The organism is Virgibacillus sp. 7505, from assembly GCF_002272135.1.
GTDB lineage: Bacteria > Bacillota > Bacilli > Bacillales > Amphibacillaceae > Terribacillus.
Genome location: NZ_NPBF01000005.1, coordinates 145,610 through 168,648, shown reverse-complemented (window position 1 = coordinate 168,648; position 23,039 = coordinate 145,610). Strand labels below are relative to the sequence as shown.

The 23,039-nt window shown below is 43.2% G+C and carries 19 protein-coding genes; 11 read left to right on the top strand and 8 right to left on the bottom strand.

Features of this window, described 5'->3' with window-relative positions; genetic code table 11:
- The first annotated feature begins 191 nt into the window (after window positions 1–191).
- On the top strand, window positions 192–980 hold the full coding sequence (locus CHH91_RS02145) for a DUF6270 domain-containing protein (RefSeq protein ID WP_095221512.1): 789 nt from the start codon (window positions 192–194) through the stop codon (window positions 978–980).
- A gap of 76 nt (window positions 981–1,056) precedes the next feature.
- Here CHH91_RS02145 and ahpF read toward each other — a convergent pair whose 3' ends face one another.
- Window positions 1,057–2,586, bottom strand: coding sequence for an alkyl hydroperoxide reductase subunit F (gene ahpF / locus CHH91_RS02140; RefSeq protein WP_095221510.1), 1,530 nt, complete (start codon window positions 2,584–2,586; stop codon window positions 1,057–1,059).
- A gap of 14 nt (window positions 2,587–2,600) precedes the next feature.
- Window positions 2,601–3,164 carry an alkyl hydroperoxide reductase subunit C gene (gene ahpC / locus CHH91_RS02135; RefSeq protein WP_095221508.1) on the bottom strand — a complete coding sequence of 188 codons (564 nt, stop codon included), beginning with the start codon at window positions 3,162–3,164 and terminating at the stop codon, window positions 2,601–2,603.
- A gap of 389 nt (window positions 3,165–3,553) precedes the next feature.
- Here ahpC and CHH91_RS02130 point away from each other — a divergent pair, with 389 nt between their 5' ends.
- Together CHH91_RS02130 and CHH91_RS02125 are read left to right on the top strand one after the other, a co-directional pair.
- Complete coding sequence (locus CHH91_RS02130; RefSeq protein WP_095221506.1) at window positions 3,554–5,539, top strand: methyl-accepting chemotaxis protein; 1,986 nt, start codon at window positions 3,554–3,556, stop codon at window positions 5,537–5,539.
- Window positions 5,540–6,018: 479 nt separating this feature from the next.
- Entirely contained in the window at window positions 6,019–7,650 is a 1,632-nt protein-coding gene (locus CHH91_RS02125; protein WP_095221504.1) for an alkaline phosphatase, read from the top strand.
- A 48-nt stretch (window positions 7,651–7,698) separates the two neighbouring features.
- Here CHH91_RS02125 and CHH91_RS02120 read toward each other — a convergent pair whose 3' ends face one another.
- On the bottom strand, window positions 7,699–8,733 hold the full coding sequence (locus CHH91_RS02120; protein ID WP_095221502.1) for a glycosyl hydrolase family 18 protein: 1,035 nt from the start codon (window positions 8,731–8,733) through the stop codon (window positions 7,699–7,701).
- A 139-nt stretch (window positions 8,734–8,872) separates the two neighbouring features.
- On the opposite strand from CHH91_RS02120, the gene CHH91_RS02115 reads away from it, so the two are divergent.
- Together CHH91_RS02115 and CHH91_RS02110 are read left to right on the top strand one after the other, a co-directional pair.
- Window positions 8,873–9,499, top strand: a complete 627-nt coding sequence (locus tag CHH91_RS02115; RefSeq protein ID WP_286160664.1) for a DUF2306 domain-containing protein — start codon at window positions 8,873–8,875, stop codon at window positions 9,497–9,499.
- A 129-nt stretch (window positions 9,500–9,628) separates the two neighbouring features.
- Window positions 9,629–10,501: an EamA family transporter gene (locus tag CHH91_RS02110; protein ID WP_095221500.1), complete on the top strand. Its 873-nt coding sequence runs from the start codon at window positions 9,629–9,631 to the stop codon at window positions 10,499–10,501.
- Window positions 10,502–10,525: 24 nt separating this feature from the next.
- Here the strand turns inward: CHH91_RS02110 and CHH91_RS02105 are convergent, their stop codons facing one another.
- Window positions 10,526–11,392 carry an AraC family transcriptional regulator gene (locus CHH91_RS02105; RefSeq protein WP_095221498.1) on the bottom strand — a complete coding sequence of 289 codons (867 nt, stop codon included), beginning with the start codon at window positions 11,390–11,392 and terminating at the stop codon, window positions 10,526–10,528.
- Between the two features lie 130 nt (window positions 11,393–11,522).
- Here CHH91_RS02105 and CHH91_RS02100 point away from each other — a divergent pair, with 130 nt between their 5' ends.
- The gene (locus CHH91_RS02100) at window positions 11,523–13,463 is read left to right on the top strand and encodes a glycoside hydrolase family 127 protein (RefSeq protein ID WP_095221497.1); all 1,941 of its coding nucleotides are present in this window, start codon (window positions 11,523–11,525) and stop codon (window positions 13,461–13,463) included.
- A gap of 27 nt (window positions 13,464–13,490) precedes the next feature.
- Here CHH91_RS02100 and CHH91_RS02095 read toward each other — a convergent pair whose 3' ends face one another.
- The 3 genes from CHH91_RS02095 to CHH91_RS02085 all read right to left on the bottom strand — a co-directional run bounded on the left by CHH91_RS02095 (window position 13,491) and on the right by CHH91_RS02085 (window position 16,596).
- Window positions 13,491–14,387, bottom strand: a complete 897-nt coding sequence (locus tag CHH91_RS02095) for a manganese catalase family protein (RefSeq protein WP_095221495.1) — start codon at window positions 14,385–14,387, stop codon at window positions 13,491–13,493.
- A 12-nt stretch (window positions 14,388–14,399) separates the two neighbouring features.
- Window positions 14,400–14,621, bottom strand: a complete 222-nt coding sequence (locus CHH91_RS02090; protein ID WP_095221494.1) for a YuzF family protein — start codon at window positions 14,619–14,621, stop codon at window positions 14,400–14,402.
- Between the two features lie 112 nt (window positions 14,622–14,733).
- Complete coding sequence (locus CHH91_RS02085) at window positions 14,734–16,596, bottom strand: DUF4084 domain-containing protein (RefSeq protein WP_095221492.1); 1,863 nt, start codon at window positions 16,594–16,596, stop codon at window positions 14,734–14,736.
- Window positions 16,597–16,731: 135 nt separating this feature from the next.
- Between CHH91_RS02085 and CHH91_RS02080 the strand changes: the two genes are divergently transcribed.
- Together CHH91_RS02080 and nhaC are read left to right on the top strand one after the other, a co-directional pair.
- Window positions 16,732–17,442 carry a DsbA family oxidoreductase gene (locus tag CHH91_RS02080; RefSeq protein WP_095221490.1) on the top strand — a complete coding sequence of 237 codons (711 nt, stop codon included), beginning with the start codon at window positions 16,732–16,734 and terminating at the stop codon, window positions 17,440–17,442.
- Window positions 17,443–17,736: 294 nt separating this feature from the next.
- On the top strand, window positions 17,737–19,173 hold the full coding sequence (gene nhaC, locus CHH91_RS02075) for a Na+/H+ antiporter NhaC (protein WP_286160663.1): 1,437 nt from the start codon (window positions 17,737–17,739) through the stop codon (window positions 19,171–19,173).
- Between the two features lie 38 nt (window positions 19,174–19,211).
- Here the strand turns inward: nhaC and CHH91_RS02070 are convergent, their stop codons facing one another.
- On the bottom strand, window positions 19,212–19,934 hold the full coding sequence (locus CHH91_RS02070; protein ID WP_095221488.1) for a DUF421 domain-containing protein: 723 nt from the start codon (window positions 19,932–19,934) through the stop codon (window positions 19,212–19,214).
- A 117-nt stretch (window positions 19,935–20,051) separates the two neighbouring features.
- Here CHH91_RS02070 and CHH91_RS02065 point away from each other — a divergent pair, with 117 nt between their 5' ends.
- The 3 genes from CHH91_RS02065 (at window position 20,052) to CHH91_RS02055 (ending at window position 23,012) form a co-directional block, all read left to right on the top strand.
- Window positions 20,052–20,585 (top strand): DUF3267 domain-containing protein, encoded by a 534-nt coding sequence (locus tag CHH91_RS02065; protein ID WP_095221486.1) that lies wholly within the window; start codon window positions 20,052–20,054, stop codon window positions 20,583–20,585.
- An 18-nt stretch (window positions 20,586–20,603) separates the two neighbouring features.
- Entirely contained in the window at window positions 20,604–21,875 is a 1,272-nt protein-coding gene (locus CHH91_RS02060; protein WP_095221484.1) for a PA2928 family protein, read from the top strand.
- Between the two features lie 99 nt (window positions 21,876–21,974).
- Complete coding sequence (locus CHH91_RS02055) at window positions 21,975–23,012, top strand: polysaccharide pyruvyl transferase family protein (protein WP_095221482.1); 1,038 nt, start codon at window positions 21,975–21,977, stop codon at window positions 23,010–23,012.
- The last annotated feature ends 27 nt before the right edge of the window (window positions 23,013–23,039 follow it).

Sequence of the window (23,039 nt, the reverse complement as noted above, 5' to 3'; positions counted from 1 at the left end):
GATGTCCGCGGACATCTTCTTTTTTTTCTGTGAAAAATAATGCGGGGAAATATAAATAAACGCCAGGATTAATCAGTGTCTAATTTATCAATGGTGTAATAATGATAGCAATGCAGAAAATAAACAGAATGTATCAACTAATCTCTTTTTAATCCGATATATAAGTAATAATGTATTTTAAGGAGAAAATAATGACTATTAAAATAGCCAGTTATGGCTCTTGTATCACTAGAGATAATTTTAACTCCAAATTGAATAAAAACTATAAAGAGAGGTATGAGTGCGTAGCGACATCTTTGCATGCATCTTTAATAAGCCTTTTTTCCCGGGAATTTTCTTATGACGAGACTAAAATTGATTATATTGATGAAGAAAACGTGCATAATGAGGCTGATAAACGTAAGACCATAGAAGAATTAAGCAAAAGTTTCTTTCATGATTTAAAAGTACAGCAGCCGGATTATCTGATTATGGACTTCTATACAGATGTCTTTTTAGGGGTGTTCTTCACGCAAGATCGTTTTGTTACAAACAATGGTTATATTAGCAAGACTTCATTCTTTAATGAACTGCCGGAAAAGTTCCATTTGAAGATTGATAGAAGTCCATCTGACTATTTTGGTTTATTGTTGCCTTCAATAGCTAAATTCATGGATTTCTTAAAAAAGGAAGTACCTAATTGCGAAGTGATCATTAATAAAGGGCGATTCAGCAATCGTTTATTAGATTCAGAGGGTAAGGTTTCCTATCTGCCTTCTTTACAACATTATAATGATATTTGGGATAAGCTTGATAACTATATGATTTCAAAGTATGACTTGAAATTTATAGAGCTGGATCATGAGCAGTATTATATTTCTCCGAAGCCAACTATCGGTTGGGATGTATTTCAATTACACTATCATGATAATTATTATCATGATTTCCTAGAACAATTGAATACAGTTACTCAGATTGATAAAAATGCAGAGGTAAATTGAGGTTTGATGTAAGACAAGTATGTATATCAAGAAGAAAGCGTGCGGCTGATAACAGCTGCACGCTTTCTTCTAGTAATTAATTCCGAATCAAATAATCAAATGCACCCAACGATGCTGTCGCACCAGATCCCATAGAAACAATGATTTGTTTATAAGCAGTATCTGCGCAGTCTCCAGCAGCAAACAGTCCTGGGACATTCGTTTGACCGTGCTTGTCGACGATGATTTCTCCCATCGGCGTGCGCTCAACGACGTCAGCTAGGAATTCCGTGTTCGGTACAAGACCGATTTGGACGAAGACACCTTGCAGTGCAATGTGTTTTTCTTCGTTTGTGTCACGTTCTACGTAAGTGATACTGTTGACGTTGTCGTCGCCAGTGATCTCCGTAGTTTGCGCGTTTGTAATAATAGTTACGTTCGGCAGGCTGTAAGCACGCTTTTGCAATACTTCGTCTGCTTTTAATGTATCGGCGAATTCAAGAACTGTAACATGGTTTACGATACCAGCCAAATCAATGGCTGCTTCGATGCCGGAGTTACCTCCTCCGATAACAGCTACATCTTTTCCTTCGAATAGCGGGCCATCACAGTGTGCACAGTAGGCAACACCTTTGTTCTTGAATTCCTGCTCGCCAGGAACGTTGACATTACGCCAGCGTGCACCTGTGGAGATGATCACGCTCTTACTTTTCAGTGTCGCGCCGTTTTCCAGCTCAAGCTCAAATAAATCGTTTTTCGTGATTTTCGTTGCTTTCTGCAGGTTCATCACATCGATGTTGTATTCTTTCACATGCTCTTCCAGGCTAGCGACTAGCTTCGGACCCTCAGTTTCCTTGACGGTAATGAAGTTCTCGATGCTCATCGTATCCAATACCTGACCGCCGAAGCGTTCTGCAACGATTCCAGTACGAATTCCTTTGCGGGCAGCATAGATAGCCGCGCTGGAGCCAGCTGGACCACCGCCGACAACAAGAACGTCATAAGGTTCTTTGTTATCGAACTCGGATGCATCCGCACTAGATCCCATTTTGGCTAGCATTTCTTCAAGCGTCATCCGGCCGCTTCCGAAGTTCTCCCCGTTCAGGTAAACAGTCGGAACTGCCATGATGTTCTTGCTTTCTACTTCTTCCTTGAATGCCGCACCATCGATCATCGTGCTTGTGATGTTCGGATTCAATACGCTCATCACATTAAGTGCTTGCACAACATCCGGGCAGTTATGACAAGTCAGGCTGATATAAGCTTCAAAGTGGAATTCACCTTTGATGTTCTTAATCTGATTGATCAGTTTCTCATCGACCTTCGGTGCACGACCGCTTACTTGCAAGAGAGCAAGGACGAGCGAAGTGAACTCATGACCAAGCGGGATACCAGCAAAAGCAACGCCTGTATCCTCGCCAACGCGGTTCACGGTGAAGCTCGGGGTACGTGTAAGTTCTGCTTTTTCTACTGTGATCTTGGACGACATAGCTGCAAGCTCTTCAACTAGAGCAAGCATTTCCTTTGAAACGTCGTCTGCACCAGCGCTTACTTTAAGAACGATAGGGTTCTCCATAAGCGCCATATACTGGTTCAATTGAGCTTTAATGTTTGCATCAAGTACCATATTCAACGCACTCCTTAGATTTTGCCTACAAGATCCAAGCTAGGTGTTAGTGTTTCAGATCCTTCTTCCCATTTCGCCGGGCAAACTTCACCTGGATTTTGGCGCACGTATTGTGCTGCTTTGATTTTGTTCACAAGCGTGCTTGCGTCACGGCCGATACCGTCTGCATTGATTTCAACAGTTTGGATGACGCCATCTGGATCGATGATGAATGTACCGCGGTCAGCAAGACCAGACTCTTCGTTAAGCACATCGAATTGACGAGAAATTGCTTGGGATGGGTCACCAATCATTGCATAAGTGATTTTGCCGATTTTTTCAGAGCTGTCATGCCAGCCTTTATGTACGAAGTGTGTATCTGTAGATACAGAGAATACTTCCACACCAAGATCTTTTAGTGTGCTGTATTGATCTTGAAGATCTTCAAGCTCAGTCGGGCATACGAAGCTGAAATCTGCAGGGTAAAAGCATACTACACTCCATTGACCTTTAAGACTTGCTTCTGTTACTTCGATGAAATCTCCGTTTTTGTAAGCTTGTGCTGTGAATGGTTGTACTTCTTTGCCGATAAGTGACATAAAAATAATAGCCTCCCAAAATAAATTAATAACTAAAAACTTAGAATTACTTAGACATAATCATTCTAAATTTATATTTATTAGTAAGGGTAGAATACTAGAGAAGTTGTGTCAAGGGATTGTGTGAAAACAGTCACAAGATAAATGGCGGAATCACGCCGTTTCGCCGCTGTTTGAAGTAATGGTTAAATTTATATGACAATAATTTGGTTTTAGAGTTTTATATGTGGGCCTGTTTTCAGTTGGTTCTGCCTTTTGAGAAGATGAGGAGTTTTATTGGTAAATATTGTACTTAAAGATATTGTCTTTTACCATCTAATTTCCCTCTCCATTAGCCGATAAAGAAAGTAATAAAGTTGTTAGCAGCTTAGTAAATTAGGGGGAATACTATGAAACGCATCTTAGAGAAGGGCAGAGTTGGGCTTACTATCAGAAATAAGCTTATCCTTTCCTTTATCATCATTCTACTTATACCTAGCATTCTGATTGGTTTCTTGGCGTATCAGAGTGCAAAGAAGGAGCTATCAGCTCAATTGATCGGAAGTGCATCAAGTAACGTGGATGTACTGAACAGTATGATAGACGATACAATCAAGCCAAAGATACATGATATCGATTTCTTTGCCAGTCAAATCGGTTCTGATCTATATGACGGCATGGAAAGCCCGGAGATAAGGCGGAAACTAGAGCAATACACAGACTTGCATCCGGAACTTGAACTGGCATATGTCGGAACCGAAGAAGGATTGATGATACAGTCCCCTGATTTGGAGCTTGCAGACGATTATGATCCTCGGGAGCGGCCTTGGTACCAGCAGGCGAAAGAGAAAGCAGGCGAAGCGGTCATAACAGAACCATATGTATCTGCATCCACTAATACCTTAGTAGTGACAATTGCACGGACAACCGAAGATAACAGTGGTGTCATTGGCATGGATATTACATTAGGTAATTTGGAAGAGACATCTAAGAAGATACACATTGGCAAAGAAGGATATACTTCTATCCTTGATCAGACGAAGCATATTATCGTCCATCCGACAGAGGAAAAAGGATCTGAAGCTACTGCCGATTATCTTATCCGGCAATTTGAGAAAGAAAATGGAAAATATCGATTCGAACAGGGTGCTGATACACAGGAGCTTGTCTACACGACGAATGAACTGACAGGCTGGAAGGTAGCCGGTGTGATGTCTGCTTCTGAGATAGATGATGCAGCAGCACCTATTCTATACACGACGCTAATCGTATTAGCTGCAGCACTAATTGCTGGAGGGTTCCTGGTCTTTGGTGTTGTTCGTTCTATCATTAAACCATTGAACAAGCTGAAGCAGACTGCGGTACAAGTGAGTGGGGGCGATTTGCGTGAACGGATAGAGATTCATTCTAAGGATGAACTAGCTGAGGTTGGAAAGGCATTCAACACAATGACAGATAACCTGAGCAGTTTGATTAAGCAGATTGATACTGATTCTGGTCAGCTGGCAGCATCATCAGAGGAGTTGCTTGCAAGCTCGGAGCAGACAACCTCTGCAACCGAGCATGTGACGACAACATTGCAGGAGGTAGCAGAAGGATCAGACTCGCAGCGGATACATGTCGAACAGAATGCGCAGGCGATTGGTGAGATTGCAATCGGCATGGACCGTGTAGCAAACAGTTTGTCTACGGTGTCGGATTCGACGAAACAGGCAGCTAGCTTAGCAGCGGACGGAGAGTATTCCGTCAATCAGACAGTCGAACAGATGAAACATATCTATGCGTCTGTGAATGAATCAAATATTAGAATGCAGGAGCTTGAGACAAGTTCTAAGAAAATAGGAAGCATAACAGATGTGATAGTTGGTATTGCTGATCAGACGAATTTGCTGGCGCTAAATGCAGCAATAGAAGCTGCGCGTGCAGGTGAGCAGGGCAAAGGCTTTGCTGTAGTTGCAGATGAAGTCCGGAAGCTTGCTGAAGAATCACAGCGCTCGGCAATGCAAATCACAGATCTTATTCAGCATATCCAGTCCGATACAGTGCAGTCTGTCAAAGTGATGGCGCAGACAGCACGATACGTAGAAACAGGATTGCAGGCCACCGATGAAACAACGACAAAGTTCAGCCAAATTAAAGACAGCATCTTTACAATATCACCGCAGATAGAGGATATTTCCTCTATCACAGAACAAATAGCAGCAAGTGTTCAGGAAATGACTGCTAGTGCAGAAGAGCTTGCAGCGATAGCAAAAGAAAATGCTGCGGCATCCGAGACAATGGCAAGTACTACAGAGGAGCAGCTAGCCTCTATGGAGGAAATCACCGCATCAGCAAATGCCTTGTCCAATTTGGCCGAGGAATTACAGGAATTACTGACGAAGTTCAAATTATAAATTGAAAGGCGGCCCGAAAAAGGGTCGTTTTTTTTATAGAGAAGTATGGTATGACCCATCGAGGGAAATTTAACGATAATAGGACAAATGCTTTCGGTTCAAAAAATGTCGGTTTTACACTAACTATGATGGATTTTAGATGGGTAATTATAACTGGCAAATATTGAAGGTGTGATTGAATGAGTAATTTATACTATTTTAATTCTTCTCTTTAAAAATAGTTGTTATTAATGGTTATAACAAATCACGGTAGTATTTATAGTGTCGATAATAAGGAAAAATCCCTATTATAAAAGTAATTATTTGCAACTCCTCACCCTTTTTTCTGACAGAATTTCCATTATATTAATTAACAATAGCTTTATACATCATTAACATCCTGTTAACAATCAGCCTATACAATTACTCTCGTACACGACCTAATCTATTAACTTTATTTTTGAGTGTTTTTCGAAAAAGATGATATGGAGGAATGAGAGATGAAGCTAAGCAAAAAATTACTAGGTGTGACGTTAGCGGGGACGCTAGCCGTCAGTTCAATCGGTTTGACGAACTTGGAGCAGGAAGAGGTAGAAGCGAAAAAGGATCCGAAGGTGAAGAATGTCATTGTACTCGTTAAGGATGGAGTGAGCTCTACAACAACAACGCTATCAAGATGGTACAAGGGTGATGATTTGGCGATGGATCAAATGGCATCTGGTGGTGTGCGTACATATTCTGCTGAGTCTGCTGTGACGGATTCTGCACCTGCCGGTACGGCAATGGCTACTGGTAATAAAACAAATGACAAGTTTGTCGGTATCCTGCCAGAGAAGATTGCTTCTCCGGGAGTGGACGAAGATCTTGCGAGTGATGCGTATCGGCCTGTAACGAACGTGCTGGAAGGTGCGAAGCTGAATGGGAAGGCTACTGGTATTATTTCTACATCCGAAATTCAGCATGCAACACCAGCTGCTTTTTCTTCTCATGCAGAACATCGTTCACAATACGATAACATCGCTGAGCAGCAGGTCTATCAAAATATCGACGTTGTCCTTGGCGGCGGAAAGGAATCCCTGGAAAACGGCAACCGTGATGATGGTGAGGATTTGCTAGGGGTAATAGATGATAAAGGATACGATTTTGTTGAGACGCGGGATGACTTGCTAGATTCCAAATCAAAAAAACTCTGGGGCTCCTTTGCTCCAGCTGCTCTAGCTTACGATATGGATCGGGAAGCAACGCAGCCTGAAGAACCGACATTAGCTGAAATGACGAAGAAAGGTATTCAAACTTTGTCTAAGGATAAAGATGGGTTCTTCCTAATGGTAGAAGGCAGCAAGCCGGACTGGGCAGCACATGCAAATGACCCTGTCGGTATGATCAGCGATACGCTGTCATTTGATGACGCCGTGAAAGAAGCATTGGATTTCGCCAAGAAAGACAAAAACACGATGGTCATCGCTGTTTCTGACCATGGTAACAGCGGAATATCTATCGGAAATGAAAATACGGACGGCGCGTATTCTTCTACACCTGTATCTGCTTATGTAGAGCCATTGAAGGAAGCAACAATGACGCTTGAAGGAGCTATGTCTCAGTTGAATGAGGATGAATCTAACCGTTTGGAAGTAGCGGAGCTTTATGGTATTACGAACCCAACTGCAGAAGAAGCTGCTGCTATTGAAGAGTCTGATGACTTGGGAGGCACATTGGTAGACCTTCTGGCACAACGTGCTAACCTTGGTTTCACTACTGGCGGTCATACAGGTGAGGACCTGTTCCTTTATTCTTATGGACCTGGCAAACCTTCCGGTATGATTGAGAACACGGATATAGCACATTCAGTAGCTGACGCCATGGGCTTCAAGCTGGATAAGCTGAGCAGTGACATGTTCATAGAAGCAGAAGAAGCGTTTGGTAAATGGGGCGAAGTGAGTGTTGATTCTTCTGATGCAGCGAACCCGGTATTGGTAATAGAAAATGGAAGCAAAAAAGCAGAATTCCCCGTGAACAAGAATATCGCTATCGTAAATGATCGTGAACATGAACTGGATAGTGTAACTGTCCAGAGCGGCGGTAAGTTCTATGTTTCGAAGGATGCTGTGAAGCTAGTTAAGAAAGCGAAGTAATTGAGTAATTGAAAAACAGCAATCAAGGCGTAAACCTTGATTGCTGTTTTATTTTATTCCTGACCCAATAGCCTTCCAGAAAGATTCTGACTCATGTCCCAGTGCATACACAGATACACCTGCAATGCTGTATGTGCTGGTGAGAGAGGTTTTTTTCTGCAATGACCGTTCATCCTCAAACCAGACCATATGCTCCTGATATTCCTCAGCAAAATTGAAATACGTAGACGCAGTTCCTTCCTCGTATATAGGTTCTATATCATAATCAGCTATCTTTGAATGGATGCTATCCCATTCAATCAACGTATTCTCCTCTGGGTTAGATAGATTCCAATCGTAGCCATATGCTGGCACTCCCATAATAACCTTATTAGGGTTGATCGTTTCTGTAGCAAAAGCCAGCATTTTATTCATCCAATCCAAGCTGGCTACAGAGCCTGGCTGACTCCAAGAGCCATGCTCATCATAGGTCATTACTTGTACATAATCAGCATATGCTCCGATTTTTTCATAGTTATATGGCCAGCTCCAATCATCTGCCGGATCATCGATATCTTTTGCTGGCACAGACACCATCGTTTGTATGTCATGCTCTTTGAGTTCTTCAGCCACATCCTTAATGAGGTCAGAGTAGAGATCCCGGTCCTCAGGATAGACAGCTTCAAAATCGATATTAACGCCGGTAAAATCATCTTCTACGGCAAGCTGTACCAACTGATCAATGAAACTGCTTTTTGCGTCTTTGTCACTCATAACAGCATGTGCCAAGTCCGGATCGAAATCTGCTTTACCGAAATTTGAGATCACAGCATATGTATCGATATCATGCTGCTTTGCATATTCAAGCTGGTTTTCTGGTGCTTCACCAGAGAGTTTGCCATCGGTATCAAAAGAATATGTATCCATTGCGATGGCAGTAAGATATTCATGGTATTCTTTCAAAGAATGAAAAGATGATTCCTCCGAAGTGGTATAACCGAAGACCATCTTTTCGTTTGGTTGAGCATTCGTTTTTAACTGGCTGTAAATGAGTCCTCCTGCTGCAATTAGCAGAATGAGCCCAATAACTACATACTTCTTCATGTGTATCCTCCGTATTATGATTGGGAGACCATATTATCATGTTTTAAGTATAATGGGTAAGCTGTATTCCTTTTTAACGGATAGAAGCTCAAACAATTAGCATTAATCCATATGCATACAATAAAAAAGGAGTGGCTTCATGTCTTTCCGAATCTTATATAAAGTGCTGCTTCTGTTCATTAGCATTTATGTCATTTATACATTGGCAGATAACTATCTCCTCGATCATCGAGCTGCCTTTTTCCTTGAACAGAAAATAGATTTGCGTGCTTCGTTTCATCTGCCCCTCTGGCTGGATGTCATGTATGTGCATGTGTTCGTCGCTTGTCTGGCGACCCTGAGTGGAGCGATGAATTTCTCGAGGCAACTGGCTTGGCATAAACGGAAATTCCATCGTATCAATGGTTATGTGTACGCTGTTTCAGTGATGCTTGTATCGCTGACATCAGGTTACCTGGCTCCTTATGCAACTGGAGGAAAACTTGTCAGTGTACCGTTTAATTTGGTGAATTTGTTTTGGCCGATCATGATTGTAGTGGCCATTGTCCATGCCAGGAAAGGCAGACTGGACAAGCACCTGAACTGGATGATTCGCAGTTATCTTTTCTGTTTTACAAATATGTTCATTCATTTGATTTCTTCTGTTCTGTTTCAGACAGGGATGGACTATACGCTGAGTTATACCATCGGGGTCTACGGATCGATAGCAGTGAACTTATTGATAGCAGAAGGTATCGTGCTGTATTTGCGCTCGAGCAAAAGATAATGCATCACCTAAGTGCTGGCAAGCATGAGAAAAGATTGAAAGTTTTATGTCGGATAATCTCCTTTCATTCATTACAGAATGCTAGAGCTTCTGGCATGATGGACAAAAGGACGTAAAAGGAGAGGTGAGATGGCCGTGAAAATAGCACCATTATTCGTACTGTTTGCAGCGATACTCTGGGGGACGACTGGTACGGCTCAGGCATTTGCTCCAGCTGCAGCCCATCCAATTGCAATTGGAGCTGCAAGGCTTGCGGTTGGAGGTCTGTTTCTGCTTCTGGCTGCCTTACTGCTCGGAAAATTAAATGTAAAAGGCTGGCCAATCGGGCTGACACTTCTCGCAGCGCTTAGCATGGCGTGCTATCAACCACTGTTCTTTTCGGCAGTCAATCAGACTGGTGTAGCGGTAGGTACCGTCATCGCTATCGGGAGTGCGCCGATCCTGTCTGGAATGCTGGAAGCAATATTTTTCGGAAGACGGCCGAGCTCTATATGGTGGGCAGCGACATTGTTATCGATTATGGGATGTGTGCTTCTGTTCCTGACTGGAGATAGCGTATTGATAAAGCCGAGGGGTATCTTGTTTGCACTGGGAGCTGGTTTGTCATTTGCTGGCTATACATTGGTAAGCGGGCAGATCGTGAAAGGCAAAGAGCCGCTTGAGACAGCGGCCGTTATTTTTGGAATCGGCGGAGTTTTTCTTATGCCGTTCCTTTTCCTGTTTGATATGCATTGGATTTTGCAGCCAAGCGGCATAGCTGTGAGTCTTCATCTGGGAATTATTGCAACAGCAGCAGCCTATTTTTTGTTCTCAAAAGGTCTGCAGCAAGTGCCTGCATCCTCAGCTGTGTCACTTTCCTTGGCTGAACCGTTTACGGCTGCTATCTTAGGTGTTGTCTTAGTTGGCGAGGAACTGAATCTAATATCGTGGGTGGGTATTGGAATGCTATTGGGAGGTATTATCTTGATTGCATCTGCCTCCAAAAGAATGGTACCTGCATGATGCAGGTTTCAGTCATGACTGTGATTAGGCTTTACTCATGTCCTGTCTATATTGGCTTGGTGATGAGCCGTATTTCGCTTTGAAGCTTTTCGAGAAATAGCCTTGTCTTGTAAAACCGACTTCTCCAGCAATATGCTGCAAAGACCAGTCTGTTGTTATAAGAAGCAGGCGTGCTTGGTGTAACCGGTAAGCTGCTAAGTATGCAAGCGGTGTGCAAGAAAAAGCTTGTTTCATACATCTGGCCAAGTAGTTTTCATGCACATGGAAGTGCTGTGCCAGGGTGGCATTCGTGATGTGTTGGTTGTAATGCTGTTTTAGATACATTTCAACTTGTTCCGCTAATCGCAATGAGGTGTGCTGTGGCATTGGATTATAAGATAAATGCTGCAGCACTTGCATGAACAATTGCTGTGTCTCCCAAAAAGCAAAAGAACTCGGCTGGGTGGTGGATTGCAGCAGGCGTTCTACCGTGTTGAACAGCGCATTCCGGTGAGGTATTTGCTGATATTTTGGAAGATGTATCGTTGCATGCTCTGTATGGTAATGCAGCGACGATATAGTCTGAGCCGGTAAGATAGAGTCACAAGCAGGCTGCTCCGTCCAGCGGGATGTGCTTTGCATATGCAGCCAATAAAATGTCGTATCTGATGCGCAGCGAGCGGTTGGATAATGATATTTGTTCGGCTCAAGAATTAATGCATCGCCGGCAGAGATGTCCCATTGCGATGCTTCTTCACCGATACATAAAGTGCCCTTTCGGACGAGGATGATATCGAATAATCCTAATTTTCTTCTCGCAGGATGCTGCTGTCCTTTGTGAAAGGTCGTGCTGTTTCCTTCCACGAAATATGGCAGTGGTGGAGCTGAAAATGATAGATAGGATTTCTCCATTTCCGTGTCGCCGCCTTTTGGGTGAAATAGTGTAAATCCAAGTTGAATCTGGTTCTATATCACTTCTATTGTAGATGCTAATCTGTATTTTGAAAACGCTTAACTTCAGTATGCAGGGGGAGTGTGTGATATGGAAATTTTTTGTGTGAATAAGAACCAAAAAGTAATTGTAGAGGATGCCTTTTGGACGAATTATAAGCAGCTTGTAGCTGAACAGGTTATCCCATATCAATGGAAAGCATTGAACGATCAGCTTCCTGATACCGCTCCGAGCCATGCTATCGAAAATTTCCGCATCGTAGCTGGGGAAGCAGCGGGTGAGTATTATGGAACTGTCTTTCAGGATAGTGACGTGGCGAAATGGCTGGAGACAGTTGCTTATAGCTTGCGAAGCTTCCCAAACCCGGAATTGGAAGAAGCGGCAGATGAAGTCATATCGTTAATAGGAAGAGCGCAAGCAGACGACGGATACTTGAACACTTATTATATGCTGGTGGAGCCTGATAACAGATGGACGAATTTGCGGGATAACCATGAACTGTATTGTGCAGGTCACTTGATCGAAGCTGCGGTTGCTTACTATGAAACGACTGGCAAGCGTGCGTTTATTGAGATTATGGAGAACTATGCAGAGTTGATTCGGAGGACGTTCGGAATAGAAGACGGAAAGCTGCAGGGTTACCCAGGACATCCGGAAATCGAGCTGGCATTGCTTCGATTATTCGATGCTACAGGGAATCGAGAGCATCTGGAGCTTGCGGCATATTTCATTGAGCAGCGCGGGCAGGAGCCGCATTATTTTGATATGGAAAAGGAGCGGCGTCATTCCTTAGGTGCCCCGCCGACGTGGAATGATCAGAATACAAATTTTGGCCTCGGCTATGCCTATATGCAAGCGCATCTTCCTGTGCGGCAGCAGGAGGAAGCGGTCGGACATTCTGTAAGAGCGATGTATTTATATGCAGCAATGGCTTATCTTGCACGGAAAACAAATGATGCGGAGCTGCAAGCGGTGTGTGATATGTTATGGAATGATGTGACAAAGCGAAAAATGTATATAACAGGTGGCCTCGGCTCAGCTGTTAATGGGGAAGCCTTTACTGATGCGTACGATTTGCCGAATGACAGCATGTACTGTGAAACATGTGCATCCGTCGGACTTGTATTCTGGGCTAAGCAGATGCTCTTGCTCTCCCCAGACAGGAAATATGCAGACGTGCTGGAAAGGGCAATCTATAATGGGACGATTAGCGGGATGGACTTGGATGGTAAACGATTTTTTTATGTGAATCCGCTGGAAGTGAATGCGTATCGAGCTGGACGCAAGGATCAAGAGCATGTGAAACAGGTGCGGCAGAAGTGGTTTGCCTGTGCATGCTGTCCGCCAAATCTTGCTCGACTGATTGCGTCCATTGAGGATTATGCATACACGCAGACCAAGGATACCTTATACACACATCTTTATATGGCTGGAAGTGTGGAAACCAAGATTGGAGAACTGCCTATTAAGCTCACACAAAAACATCAGTATCCATGGGATGCTCGTATTAGCGTAATAGTAGAAGATAAAGGGCAATTCAAGCTGGCATTTCGGATTCCAGGCTGGTGTGAAAACGCGAAAGCATCCGTGAATGGGGAGGCTGTTGCAGCTGACGATCTGGTAAACGGCTATCTTGTATTAGAACGAATGTGGGAGAAGGGTGATCAGATTGAGCTGTTACTACCTCAGCCGGTGATGCGTGTATACAGCAATCCGAAAATCGGAATGAATCAAGGTCAGGTTGCCTTGCAGCGCGGGCCGGTCGTCTACTGTCTGGAGGAAGTGGATAACGGTAAGAGTCTTGCTGGATTAAGGCTTCCACGAAAGAGCGAAATCACGGCAGCTTTTGAAGAAGAAGTGTTAAACGGAGTGGTGGTGTTAGAGACAGAGGGGTTGAAAGCAGCAGACTCAGACGTGCTTTATCAGACTGATTCGCCTTCCCTGGAACCTGTGAAATTACGTGCTATTCCCTACTATGCTTGGTGTAATCGACAAGCAGGTGAGATGCGTATTTGGATACATGAAGTTTAAAAAGGGCTGCCGTTTACCGGCAGCCTCTTATAAATTCTCCATTAAACGCTTCGCTATCCGTTCGTAGTCATCCCGATCGATGCCAGGAGCGAATTCCTCCGGCAGCTCTTCCAAGTCCGGAATCGGACCGCCCCGCGGCGCGCCCTGCTTCACGACAAGCTGACTGCCGTTTTCTGGGTTTTTTCCTTTCCAAATTTTGCGGATGTCCGCATATTCGCCAATGTCATTCCAGGTGAATAGGATATTTCCTAGTCCTTGCTGCTCGAACTTACGGGCATGGTCAAACTTCGTGTTGGAGAGATCCGGAATAGGCACTAGTTTCGAAACGTCTACGCCTGTGGCTATTTCCAATGCTTTCGCATATGCCAAAACATGCGTGCCACCGCGCACGAGCAAGTAACCAATCATTTCCCGCGCCGTTTCGTGTTCTGTCATTTCATATACACGCATCTTGTGTGTCCGTGCTCCGCATTCCAGGAAGAAGTTGTGCAGGAGATCCAGTACGAGATTACCGCTGGAGAAGACATTGTCTCCTGTCCAAGGTCTGCCCATCGAGTCCCCTGCCAATGCTGTTTGTGCCGTAGCGATAAAGTGATATGTATTACGGCTGTCTTTACCGGTTCTGAGAGGCGTAACATCAGGATCTCCGGTATAGAATGTATTGCCGCGGGATAAGAGATTGATTGTATTGGCAACGAGCTCCACATGTCCGAATTCCTCAGCAGTGATACTTGCAACTAAGTCATAGAAGGGCTTCAGTTTTTTCTTGTTGCGAAAGTTGAAGGATTGATACATATAGTTATTCAAGGTCGACATTTCGCCGAACTTCCCGCCGAGCAATTCCTGGACAGCGGCTGCAGCATTGGGATCCCCATGCTCAGGGATAGGCAAGTCGATGGCAAGTCTATTTTCACGTTTGATCATCTGCTTTCCTCCTTATCCTCTTGGTATGACCCAGACAATTTGAGCAGTACGGATAAAAAAAGACGACCCTCCCGACTCGACGACAATATGATCAGGACGCACTGTTGTCAGTTTTCCTGTGACGGATCCGCGCACGGTTTCAACTACAATTTGTTTGTTTCTGACTCCTTGTAACGTTTGATACACATACGGGTCCACGCTGCTCACGTAGGTCGTTTGCTGAGGCTGGTTCATGCTGATCGCTCCTTTATAAGTAGAAACGCTATACTTTATGCGGATAATGGCTGTCCTTATGCGTTTATTCAAAAAGATAAATAACCTGTGTCTCAATGAGACACAGGTTAAGTTAATTGTTATAGAAGCACATATTACCTTTTCCATTTGTTTTTACTATATACATTGCTTGATCTGCGCGCTTCATAAGTTCTGTCCATGTTCGTCCATTGTCAGGATAAAGCGAGATTCCTATACTTGGAAGACATTGTATTTCGTATCCATCGATAAGATGAACCTCTCGGAGCGAGAGCAGAATATCTTTTGCCAGTTTGTGAGTTTCCTCCTGACTCGTGAGCGGGTTTAGTAGTATTGTAAATTCATCCCCGCCATTACGAGCTGCAATATCAGACCTCCTAATACAAGCTTTTAGTCTTTGTGCGACAGACTGCAGCAGTTTATCTCCTATATCATGACCCAATGTATCATTAATTTTCTTGAAATTATCTAGATCAATGAACAAAATAGCAAACTGTGATTTGTTTTTGGAAATAGCTTTTTTAGAAGATTCCTCAAAAAGTGCGCGATTAGCTAAGCCTGTCAGCGGATCATGATAGGCAAGGAAGTGGATCTTTTCTTCGTTTTGCTTCTCAACTGTAATATCTTTACCGATGCCGAATATTCCAACCAGCTTATCCTTTATCATAATAGGGATATTCGTCATACTGATGTAGTGAAATTTACCAAGTTTATTGCGCAGAGTGAATTCATAGGCGAGAGGTTTACCATTCTTCATCTGAGCAATCTTGTTGTTGACGATCGGCTGATCTTTACTATCAGCAAATGAGGCACTAGCTAAACCGATCAACTCCTCCTGCCTATAGCCTAGTAACTCCATGCCTGCTTTGTTGGTGCCTTGAATTCGTCCATTAAGATCAAGCGAGAAAACGGAATCAGGATGATGTTCAAATAATGATTTGTATTTTTGTTCACTCATTTCCAGCGCATCTGCTTTAGATGAGATCTCCTGCAGAAGTTTCTGATTTTCTATAATGATAGACCACTGTCTTGCTATAACAAGAGTGATAGCCATACCCGCACCAAGGCTTACAGCATTTAGCCGAGAGGAGTGAGCAATCAAGAAAGCAAATAACAGAACTACACTCAAGTATGGATAGGCAAGCTTCCAGATGCTTATACGCCCTGGGATAGATTCACCTTCGTTATAAGATGCATCCTTCTGTGTCATCCAGCCAGCATAACCTATGAGTAGATTGGCAAGCATAAATAACGGATCAAGCCAACTGCCGGAATAGTAACTATCAATAGATACAAGATAAAGATAAATGGAGTCCGTAATGATCTGGATCTGTAAACCGAAGAAAATCAGTCGCACAACAGGGCTGGTCAGCAAATTCTTTGTATAATAAAGCGAGAAAGCACCGAATAATAAAGCGAGATCTCCGACTGGATAGGCCAAGGATACACCTAGTGAAAATGTAGATACATCTCCTGCACGTACCATTGGATCAATGATAAAGTGCCAGCTGAAGGTGGATGCAACAGTCATGATAATTAGAACATCAAATAGAAAAGAAAAGCGCTGATTTTTTCTTCTGTCTGCCCAAATCTTATAAAAGAAAGCAATCAGATAGAGAAGATATTGCAGCAAATAGCATACATCTGGCGGTCCTGGAAATGGCACTTCCTGATGCATCAGATTCTCCTTGAACAGCCATATAAGTTCGGCGAGGAAGCCATTCAACATACCTGCTGCCATGCATAACCAAAAGAGACGATCAGTCGTCTTACTCTTTCGCCTAGCCGCTTGTACCAGCCAAAAAGCTGCTATGAGGCAGGCAAATATACTTAGCAAGTTACCTCCCCAAGTTAAAACGATCTCACTTTCCTGGAAATGGAGAATCCAACCATAATAGATAATTACATAAACGATGATAAAGGCTAACGGCCGCCGTACTAGTCTATGATGATGCATCAGCGTTCCCCTCAATGTTGTTTTTCTGTATCATACCCAGATTCACCAATTACGTAAAGGTTAATTTCAGGCATCTATTTTTGTGGATTGTCCAGTCTGTGCTAAAATCATCTTAATGTGAAAAGGGGTGTCACAATGAAAATTGAAGTATGGTCAGATTTTGTCTGTCCTTTCTGTTATATAGGGAAACGAAGACTGGAACTTGCGCTGGAGAAATTCGAGCACAAAGACAGTGTAGAAATAGAGTTTAAGAGCTTTGAACTGGATCCGAATGCTGGAGTGTACAATGGAAAAAGCATCCACGAAGCACTTGCGGAGAAGTACGGCATGACAATCGAGCAGGCGAAGGTAAACAACCTGCAAATCGGACAGCACGCAGCTGAAGTTGGGCTTACATTCAACTTTGAGGAAATGAAGCCGACGAATACATTGCATGCACATCGCTTGGCTAAGTTTGCCGAAACAAAAGGCAAAGAAAAGGCGATTACCGAAAAACTGCTGTATGCATATTTCACGGAATCGAAAAACCTTAGTGAAAAAGAAACGCTGCTGGATGTTGCAGAAGCTTCTGGATTGGATCGCAAAGAAGTAGCGGAGATTTTGGACAATGAATCTCTTCACTTAGACGAGGTAAGAGCAGATGAACGCTTGGCGCAGCAATACGGCATCACGGGTGTGCCTTTCTTTATCTTCAATAATAAGTACACAATCTCTGGTGCACAGCCTATGGAAACATTCATCGGTGCGTTGAATCAGGTTTGGAAAGAAGAGAACGAACAGCCGAAGTTCAAAGATTTCGGATCTGATAATGCTGGTGTGTGCACAGACGATAACTGTTCGATATAAGTAGAAGACCTGCAGAACTGCAGGTCTTTTTTTATGCCTTCGAGTGGCAAGGCATATTAAACGGAAGATACAGCATCATATTGGAGCATATGTAAGAACACGCAATATATATGCGGTTCTGCCTGACTGATCCAAGTCTACACTGTTTAACAGCTTCTAACGCTATTTTCACTCGATGTGGATATGCTGTAGCATTATAAAAGTGAGTTTTGTAAAATAGCTGAACGGGTAGGAAAATAAAGTTGTGCTTTTGTTCAGCGAAAATGAACGACCTCAGGTCGAAGGAGTGGTTAGTTGGAAACCGATAATAAGAAAACTATTAAGAAACCATCTTTTATGTACGCATTAATGATGCTCTTGTCCATCGTGGCAGTAGTATCCGTGGGAATTCTGGCATTTGATGCACCGATTCAAATACTGATGTTTATCAGCATGCTAGTCATCATTCCTTATATGATGGGGCTGGGATTCAACTATCAGCAGATAGAGAAGTCCATGGTCAAATCTATGAGTAAGGCATTGATGCCAGGAATCATCTTGCTGACCGTCGGCATTTTAATCGGTGCATGGATTGCATCCGGAACTGTGCCTACTTTAGTCTATTATGGTGTGCAGGCAATCACACCTGAATTCTTCTTAGTGACAACGTTGTTGTTTTGTTCTCTTGTATCCGTCGCAACAGGTACTAGCTGGGGAACGGTTGGTACAGCTGGTGTGGCAATGATGGGTGTTGGTACGGCACTTGGTATTCCGGTTGGTTTAATCGGCGGGGCGATAGTGAGCGGGGCATTCTTCGGTGATAAGATGTCTCCATTATCTGATACGACAAACCTGGCGCCGGCTGTGACAGGTGGAAACATCTTCCGGCACATTAAGCATATGCTTTGGACAACTGTACCGTCTTATATTATTACTGCGGGTATCTTCACCTTTATCGGCATGCGCTACCAGGGCAGTGGGACTAATTCTAGTGATGTAAATCAACTGACATCTTACTTAGCTGATAATTTTAATCTCGGGATTGTTCCTCTGATTCCGATTGTTGTCCTTATAGTTTTACTGGCAATGAAGAAACCAGCTATTCCTGCAATATTTGCAGGAGCTGCAGCTGGGGGGGTTATTGCGATCTTTTACCAAGGATTCAGCTTTGCAGATACATTGGCTACCTTCTATGGCGGTTATACTGTAGATTCCGGTATTACTGTCGTTGATGAACTTCTGCATCAAGGTGGTTTGACGAGTATGCTTGAGCTTATTGCGCTGTTCCTCTTTGCGCTCGGAGTAGGAGGCATGCTGGCTGATGCTGGTGTACTTGAAGCATTGATTGCTTCGTTTGCGATGAAGATTAAGCATACAGGAGTACTGACTGTGGTTACGGTCATCGTCAGTTATGTGATGCTTGCGGTTGGCGGTTCAGTATACTTCTCCACGGTCATGGGCGGGACGCTGATGCGACCTATCTTTGATCGATTGAATTTAGAGCCAGAGAATCTATCCCGTATCCTGGAGGATACAGGTACGCAGGGAGCACCGCTTGTTCCTTGGACCGGCGGCGGTATTTATACTGCTGGGGCACTTGGGATTGCAACAGTAACGTATCTGCCATTTTGCTTCCTTGCTTTTATCACACCGATATTCACGCTGTTCTACGGAATTACCGGTTTGACAATGAAGGAAAAGAAAAATGCAAAACAAAATAAGGATTCAAAATTAAAAGTGGCAGAAGCATAACAAGCAGTGAGCACTACCTTGACAGGGTAGTGCTCTTTTTAATGGTTGACTGGAGGAGTGTGCATCTTCGGGTTCTTCAAACTGATATGAAGACGCTTTGAGGGTGAAATAGATGCAAAGAAGACCTGATTCAAACCAATGATGTTTTGTTCAGCTAATTGTTTTCTCAGCCATTCTTCATCCAAATGGAAGTGCGTCAAAGTATCGCGGTGTATGTATCCTTCGGAAATGACAGGAAAGGCAATCGCTGATGTGTGCTGCCGGAGTTGAAGGTCTTCCCTAGTTATAGGCAGTTTACTTGGTTTTTTTAAGACACTTAACGTGCCGTTTGGTTCGACTATTGCTGTTTCTACGTCACGTATATCGAAAACATCTTTCTGGCGCAGCATAAACAATATATTGTCTATGGAATATTGGATTTTCTGCATATTCTCATGAAGTAAAATGCCGTCTTGAATGACGATTGTAGGACCAAGTGTCAGCAGCTTGCCGATTTTATGATTAGATATTTTCCAGTTCACGATTGCTTTTTGAAATAAGCCAATGGCGATTATAGCAACGGCTGTAGGCAAATGCTCAATTTCTGGGTCGGCAATATCAGCACCCACGAGTGCTCCTAAGATGACGATGATGAGAAAGTCGAAGACCGGCATTTCACCAATTGCTCGTTTACCCATGAACAAGGTAACAGCTAGCATGAGAGGAATAATGGTAATGATTCGAACGAGAACAATCAAATTATCGTAAATAAGTTCAGGCATGAATACACTCCTTTCTACCATTCAGCCTTGCCAGTCAGCGGTGATGCCAAACTGATTGCCTCAATTTAATGAAACGAATTTGGTGACGATACGTAAGAGCAGGGGGAGGTGTTTAACATGCAAAAACGAGAAGTATTATTCAGTATGAAGAAATTGCAAAAACAAGCTGCATACTTGACGTTTGGATTGATGCTTACAGCGAGTTTTATATATTTTATGATCCATGGATTTGAATTTTATATAAGCTTACCTATGATTGCTGGCGCTTTCTTACTTACGTTAATTGGTATAGTGCTGCACGAGCTCCTGCATGGTATCGGCTTTATTGTATTTGGGAAAGTAAAGTCCCACCAAGTTAAATACGGCTTTTCCTGGAGAGACGGCGCTGCCTATGCACACTGCATGGAACCTATAAAAGTGAGTGCATACCGTATGTCTTTGCTTTTACCTGTCGTTGTGACAGGGCTGCTCCCATTATTCATTTCGTATATCATCGGAAATGGAGTACTTTTAACTGTTTCAGTGATCCTGACAGCTGGAGGTATAGGCGACTGGCTTATATTTCGCAGTCTGAGGAAGTATGAAGCAAGCCAGTTTGTGAAGGATCATCCAACAAAGGTCGGCTACTTCATTTATACAGATAACAGCTGATGAGGGGGAGAAAAACACATGGCAGATCTACTGCGTAATTGGCTTTTTAATGATGATTCTATACATAACGTTGTGTTGGCACTGATCTATCTTTGGATTTTAATCCATATTGCCAAGTGGGTAGTTGACAGAATCAACCAGAAGAAAAGAACGTTTCGGAAACTCGTGCGCACCCTGCTTGTATTAGCACTAATTGGAACGTTGCTACTCTGGCTTTTGGATAGGGATTTCTTCCTTGATTGGACGTTTACCAGCTGGTTTTGGCATGATATGACGCTGTGGATTCTTGTCGGTGTGTTTGTCGTATTATGTGTGCTTTTCCTTATACGAAGTATGAAAAGACCGTCTTCTCTTAAGAAAGTTATCGGTATGATTGTACTGCTGCTTGTCGGGGAATTTATCGTTGGTTCCTTTGTGATGACTGCTTTCCATGCAGCTGGCCGTTCGGTAATAATGAGCCTTGATTCACCAACAATCGTAGCTGGTGATCTGGCCATCAATAAGATTCGAATGAGAATACCAAATGGAAGTGAAAACGGCATATCTCTCAGTGTATCTCGATTCCAAATCATAGCTGTGAATCTGAAGACTGGAGAGAAGGAATGGAGCCGGAAAGCAATTTGGCAGGAATGTGTGCTCGGACAGACAGAGGAAGGTATCCTTGTCGTGGATATGAAAAATGAAGAGTTTTACTTCCTTGATGCAGTATCTGGTGATATCCGGCTAGATGAAAATGAATGGACGCAGAAATATCCTGAGCTTGCCAATAATCTAAGCTATGAGCAGGCAGATTATTATATAGACGATACGGGTGGATTGTACTTGTATGCGCTGGATGGAAAATACTATCGTGTGGCTGATGGAAAACTCACAGAGGACCCTGCTTATGAGAAGGAAGTACAGAAAGGATTCTTTGGTGACGAAGAAAATGGAGAGATGGAACGAGCACAGCAGATTGTTCAGGAGCTGTACCCGGATTTGCTGGAAGCTCAGCCGATTCTTGGATCAGCTAAAGATGCTAGTATGCTGCTTATATACAAGGAAAAACGTAATCAAGAACAGGTAACTGTGGCGAGAGTCTCGACGGATGAGTCTGCTATTCGCTGGAAGGTACCGGTCGATTATCAAGAAGAGCCGGGTATAAGTCCAGTTGATACATTCAAAGAGGGTGATGCGACTTATGTGCTGGCCGCTGGTAAACTATATAAGATTTCTGAGCCGGGTGGTGTGCTGGAGTATGTTTACCAGTATCGTTGGAATAAACAGCTGGATTTAGAGACGGATGAATAGTAAATGGTAAAAATTGAGATGCTGTTCAGGCATAAATTCTTTTGATTCCGGGTATGGAAGAGTACGGATAAAAGAAGCATTGCTTAGGAGGCATTTCATATGACTATACAACCAATTGATACGACTAATATTGCAAAAGGCATCGGGCCGAATGTTTCGCCGGAAGCCTTTACTAATGATAAACGTAAGGTATTCCTATTCGGTTCTCCGAGCTATACAAATATCGGAGACCAGGCAATTGCCTATAGCATCGAGAAATTCATCCAAAGCCGATTCCCTTATTACGAGTACATTGAAATAATGGATTATGCGACAGATGAGGGAATTGAGTTTGTTAAAGGTATCATCCATGAAGATGATATCGTCATGTTCACAGGCGGCGGAAACCTTGGCAGTCTGTATCTGGATATTGAAGAAGATCGCCGCAAGGTATTCGCTGCTTTCAAGGATTATAAATCCATCTCTATGCCGCAGTCAGTGTTCTTTGAGGACAATGAGCATGGGGAACAGGAGAAAAAGAAAACCCAGGAAGCATATCATCAGAACAAAAACCTGGTCATTGCTGCCAGAGAATCGCAAACCTTGGATGTTGTAAGGAATACATTCGAGTCAGAAGTAATGTATACACCTGATATGGTAATGTCACTCGATGTTATACCTCGTGAGCAGGAGCGGGAAGGGGTTATGTTCTTCCTGAGAGCTGATAAAGAAAAGGTGATGGAAGAAGACTTTGTTTCCGAGCTAATGGAATGGACAAAGAAATTTGGGTCTGTTGATCGTACAGATACAGTTCTTGATGAAAACATCGTACCTAACATTGATTATGCAGACAGAGAAAAGCATTTTATCGAGATGCTTGATCTGATCAGCTCTAAAAAATTGATCATTACTGACCGCTTGCATGCGATGGTATTCTCCATCATCACGAAAACACCTTGTCTTGTCTTCGGAAACAGCTACGGCAAGGCGAAGCACTCCTACCGTGACTGGCTTGACTCTATCAACTTTGTTGAGTATACAGATTCCAAAGACGTGGAGTTGTTGGAAAAGATGGTAGAGAAGCTGATGAAGGCAGAACCTAATGAAGTAGATCTGCGCAAAGACTTCAAACCGTTAGTTGACTTCTTTCGCAGCTAAAAGGAGAGCTAGAATCTTAGGATTCTA

Excerpts from the sequence above, each read along its gene's own strand:
- CHH91_RS02145 (WP_095221512.1), top strand. The coding sequence starts at position 192 with ATGACTATTAAAATAGCCAGTTATGGCTCTTGTATCACTAGAGATAAT.
- ahpF (WP_095221510.1), bottom strand. The coding sequence starts at position 2,586 with ATGGTACTTGATGCAAACATTAAAGCTCAATTGAACCAGTATATGGCG.
- ahpC (WP_095221508.1), bottom strand. The coding sequence starts at position 3,164 with ATGTCACTTATCGGCAAAGAAGTACAACCATTCACAGCACAAGCTTAC.
- CHH91_RS02130 (WP_095221506.1), top strand. The coding sequence starts at position 3,554 with ATGAAACGCATCTTAGAGAAGGGCAGAGTTGGGCTTACTATCAGAAAT.
- CHH91_RS02125 (WP_095221504.1), top strand. The coding sequence starts at position 6,019 with ATGAAGCTAAGCAAAAAATTACTAGGTGTGACGTTAGCGGGGACGCTA.
- CHH91_RS02120 (WP_095221502.1), bottom strand. The coding sequence starts at position 8,733 with ATGAAGAAGTATGTAGTTATTGGGCTCATTCTGCTAATTGCAGCAGGA.
- CHH91_RS02115 (WP_286160664.1), top strand. The coding sequence starts at position 8,873 with ATGTCTTTCCGAATCTTATATAAAGTGCTGCTTCTGTTCATTAGCATT.
- CHH91_RS02110 (WP_095221500.1), top strand. The coding sequence starts at position 9,629 with ATGGCCGTGAAAATAGCACCATTATTCGTACTGTTTGCAGCGATACTC.
- CHH91_RS02105 (WP_095221498.1), bottom strand. The coding sequence starts at position 11,392 with ATGGAGAAATCCTATCTATCATTTTCAGCTCCACCACTGCCATATTTC.
- CHH91_RS02100 (WP_095221497.1), top strand. The coding sequence starts at position 11,523 with ATGGAAATTTTTTGTGTGAATAAGAACCAAAAAGTAATTGTAGAGGAT.
- CHH91_RS02095 (WP_095221495.1), bottom strand. The coding sequence starts at position 14,387 with ATGATCAAACGTGAAAATAGACTTGCCATCGACTTGCCTATCCCTGAG.
- CHH91_RS02090 (WP_095221494.1), bottom strand. The coding sequence starts at position 14,621 with ATGAACCAGCCTCAGCAAACGACCTACGTGAGCAGCGTGGACCCGTAT.
- CHH91_RS02085 (WP_095221492.1), bottom strand. The coding sequence starts at position 16,596 with ATGCATCATCATAGACTAGTACGGCGGCCGTTAGCCTTTATCATCGTT.
- CHH91_RS02080 (WP_095221490.1), top strand. The coding sequence starts at position 16,732 with ATGAAAATTGAAGTATGGTCAGATTTTGTCTGTCCTTTCTGTTATATA.
- CHH91_RS02070 (WP_095221488.1), bottom strand. The coding sequence starts at position 19,934 with ATGCCTGAACTTATTTACGATAATTTGATTGTTCTCGTTCGAATCATT.
- CHH91_RS02065 (WP_095221486.1), top strand. The coding sequence starts at position 20,052 with ATGCAAAAACGAGAAGTATTATTCAGTATGAAGAAATTGCAAAAACAA.
- CHH91_RS02060 (WP_095221484.1), top strand. The coding sequence starts at position 20,604 with ATGGCAGATCTACTGCGTAATTGGCTTTTTAATGATGATTCTATACAT.
- CHH91_RS02055 (WP_095221482.1), top strand. The coding sequence starts at position 21,975 with ATGACTATACAACCAATTGATACGACTAATATTGCAAAAGGCATCGGG.